Here is a 3,502-nt window from a genome sequence, read left to right as displayed (position 1 = left end):
CCATCCGGCTGCACCCGCAGAATCACCAGGTCATCCTTTACGGTAAGAACCGTGCCGCGAATCCCGCCGTTGGTCGTTACGCGGTCGCCGGTCTTCAACTGACCCAGCATCTCCTGCCACTTCTTCTGCTTCCTTTGGTTCGGTGCAATCATCAAAAAATACAGCACCACGAAGAACAGGATCGGCAGCGCCAGACTTCCCAAATTCCCAAGATTACCCAGTCCGCCCGCCGCACTCTGCAACCACATCGCCAACATCGATCCACTCCATTCAACCACTCAAAAATCTTCTACGGCTCTGCCAACGGCGATACGCGCAGGTAGGCCAAAACAGACGCACCTTCGCTTACCGCACAAAAAGAGGGCCTAGCCCCTAAGCATCGCGTAACCGCCCCGCAGTGTCAAGGCGCCGCCGCCAGCCAAACACCCCAAAATGCCCTCCTGACGACCCATACAAAGCCCAAATAAACGCCTAAAGCCCACTGCACCGCCCACTTCTCCACGCCAACCCCAAATCGGCGAAAATAGATCCATGACCCCCACCACCGTACGCATGGACAAATGGCTCTGGGCCGCCAGGTTCTTCAAAACACGCGCCCTCGCCGCCGACGCCTGCGACATCGGCCGCGTCGAGTCCAACACCCACCGCGCCAAACCCTCCCGCGACGTCCGCCTCGGCGACATGCTCCAGATCACCAGCGACGCCGGCATCTTCCACGTCGAAGTCCTCATCCTCAGCGAGGTCCGAGGCCCCGCCGCCGTCGCCCAGGCCCTCTACCGCGAGACCCCCGAGAGCCGCATACTCCGCGCCAAAGCCGCCGAAGAGCGCAAACAGATGCTCGAACTCGGAGCCATCACCGAAGGCCGCCCCTCCAAGCGCGACCGCCGCGAGATCAACAAGCTCCGCGGCAGAATCCACCGCTTCTAACCCACCCTCTATCCCAAGAACCTTCTACCTCGATGATCCATCTGCACCATCCGAAGCCGTGTACCGAACCGACACCGGCACCGCCGAACCGTGATCGATTCGATAGCGCGCCTCCACCTTACCGATCCATCCACAGGCGTGGCAGTTGGCATCCCTGCGCTGCACCCCGCTGCTCAACTCCAGCTTCTTCGGCTGCAGCGCCCAGCACCTCGGAGTAAATCTCCCCTCCGGCGGAACCGCCTTATCAATCGCACCCGTCAAAGGCCCGAAGTTCACCTCATGCGCTCCACTCCGGTCGAACCACCAATACCCATCCGCGCATCCGCCGCCGTTACCGGTATCCGGATCGAAGGTCCCAAGTACCGCATCCGGCCCCACCCCATAGATCGCCGCGTTATTCATCGTCATCAACCCACCCACGTCGTAGTGCAAACCATAGATCTCGATATAGTGGTCTCCCGGACGATCCTGCACCAACAGACTCTTCCACTGCCCAGGCTCCTCAGCGCTCGCATAACCAGCATCGATCACCCGCGAACCAGGATGAATCGTAAGAATCACCTGCACAATCCGATGCCCTGCAAGAACCCCCACCTCACTCACCCTCTGCTCCACCGTGTAATCCTGAGTACTGATCGGCGCTCCACCACCAGCCGCATACCCCACCATCAGATCGCCACTCGTATCCAGCCGCAGAGGATTCCGTGTCCACCACTCCAGCGGATGCGAGACCGGCACCGTGCGCGTCTCACCCTTCTCCGTCAGGATCTTGCTCTGCAACTGCCTGCCGAACGCAGCCCCACCACCAAACACCACACCCGCAATCAGCAAACTCCCAACGGCACGCCGAACAGCATTCGACCACATGACAATCCCCTTCATTCCGAGAACATCATGCTGCAAACGGTAGACGCCCACAAGCCCAATCTTTACTCTCAATGACAGACGAAGACAGAGATAGTCTCAAACACAAAGAGACACCCTCGAAGCCTACGACAACAAAAATAGCAACCAACAAAACCATCACGCTCCACCCACACCACCACGCTTCCAACAACACCACCACCGTTCAACGCACAACCAACGGAGACCCCATGCCGATCCCCCAGGACCTCGACCTCATCGCCCGCCAGGAGTCCGAACTCCATCTCCCCGCCTTCGACCCCGACACCGCCTGGCGCCTCGGCAACTCCCTCCGCGACCTCGCCATCTCGCGCGCCCAATCCATCGTCATCGACATCCGCCGCTTCGGCCAGCCCCACCAGCCACTCTTCTACACCGCCCTCGCCGGAACCACCCCCGACAACCAGCGTTGGGTCCAGCGCAAAGTCAACGTCGTCGCCCGCTTCCATCGCAGCTCTTACGCCATCGGCCTCGAGCTTGCACACTCCGGCCGCACCTTCGAAGACCGCTACAACCTCCCCGAAGCCGACTACGCCGCCCACGGAGGCTGCTTCCCCATCCACGTCCACCACGCCGGCATCATCGGAGCCATCACCGTCTCCGGCCTCCCTCAGCGCGAAGACCACAACCTCGTCGTCGAAGCCCTCTGCCTCGAACTCCATCTCGACCACGCCACCCTCCGCCTCCCCGCCGAATAACCGCACCGTTCAACCACCAAAATCCCCATTATCAAAGCCGATAGCCGCGTGATACCGTTACCCCCATGCGTCTTCTTACCGCCGTTCTTGCATCCCTTCTCGCGTCTTCCTGCGCCCTCGCACAGACTCCCGTAACACCACCAGCCCCCGCTCCCGTCTCCCCCGAGACCCGCGCCGCCGTCTCCAAACTCATCGGCGACATCCTCGTCAACGGCAAAGCCTACGACTACGACCGCCACCTCGCCGACAACATCGGCCCCCGCCTCACCGGCTCCGACAACTACGTCCACGCCGTCTCCTGGGCCACCGAGCAGTTCCACTCCCTCGGCCTCAAAAACGTCCACACCGAAACCTTCCACATGCCCGCACTATGGGAGCCCGAGACCCCAGCCACCGGCTCCATCCTCACCCCGCGCACCCAGCCCCTCCACATCTACTCCGCCGGTTGGAGTCCCTCCACCCCCGCCGAAGGCGTCACCGGCTCCGTCTACTACGTCAGCCAGCTCCTTCCCATCGAAAAACTCAACGCAGTAAAAGATAAAATCGCCGGCTCCATCGTCCTCATCGACAACGCCAGCTTCGGCGAACACGCCCCCATCGGCGATCTCCTCAAGGCCATCGGCGTCATCAACACCCTCGCCCCCAAAGCCGTCCTCATGACCGGCAGCGCCAACGGCACCCAGAACGCCGGCTCCCTCAGTTTCAACGGCGAACTCGCCGCCTTCCCCGTCGCCCAGATCGGCCTCGAAGACGAGCTCCTCATCAAACGCCTCCTCGAAACCGGCTCCGTCACCGTCCACTTTGCCTTCAAAAACCGCATCCGTCCCGCCGCCGAGGTCGACAACGTCATCGCCGAGATCCCCGGCCGCGAAGATCCCAGCTCCGTCGTCATCGTCGGCGCCCACCTCGACTCCTGGCACCCCGGCACCGGCGCTCAGGACAACGGCACCGGCGTCGCCACCGTCCTCGACGTA

5 protein-coding genes are annotated in these 3,502 nt (G+C 62.0%); 3 read left to right on the top strand and 2 right to left on the bottom strand.

The genetic code is table 11. The annotated features are described in order from the left end of the window. Positions 1-257, bottom strand: a 257-nt coding sequence (gene yajC, locus GSQ82_RS21410) for a preprotein translocase subunit YajC (protein ID WP_158794851.1), incomplete at its 3' end; no start/stop codon positions are given. Between the two features lie 274 nt (positions 258-531). On the opposite strand from yajC, the gene GSQ82_RS21405 reads away from it, so the two are divergent. Continuing rightward, entirely contained in the window at positions 532-927 is a 396-nt protein-coding gene (locus GSQ82_RS21405) for an RNA-binding S4 domain-containing protein (protein WP_158794336.1), read from the top strand. A 24-nt stretch (positions 928-951) separates the two neighbouring features. Here GSQ82_RS21405 and GSQ82_RS21400 read toward each other — a convergent pair whose 3' ends face one another. Continuing rightward, positions 952-1,809 (bottom strand): hypothetical protein, encoded by an 858-nt coding sequence (locus GSQ82_RS21400; protein WP_158794335.1) that lies wholly within the window; start codon positions 1,807-1,809, stop codon positions 952-954. A gap of 212 nt (positions 1,810-2,021) precedes the next feature. Between GSQ82_RS21400 and GSQ82_RS21395 the strand changes: the two genes are divergently transcribed. Further along, a complete protein-coding gene (locus GSQ82_RS21395; RefSeq protein ID WP_158794334.1) occupies positions 2,022-2,528 on the top strand; it encodes a heme-degrading domain-containing protein in 507 nt (168 codons plus the stop codon). A 65-nt stretch (positions 2,529-2,593) separates the two neighbouring features. After that, positions 2,594-3,502 (top strand): M28 family peptidase (locus GSQ82_RS21390; protein WP_158794333.1); only part of this gene is annotated, 909 nt, incomplete at its 3' end.

This window comes from Granulicella sp. L60 (assembly GCF_009765825.1).
Lineage (GTDB): Bacteria > Acidobacteriota > Terriglobia > Terriglobales > Acidobacteriaceae > Edaphobacter.
The sequence above is the reverse complement of the archived record's forward strand: the minus strand, read 5'-3'. Positions and strand labels throughout refer to the sequence as shown.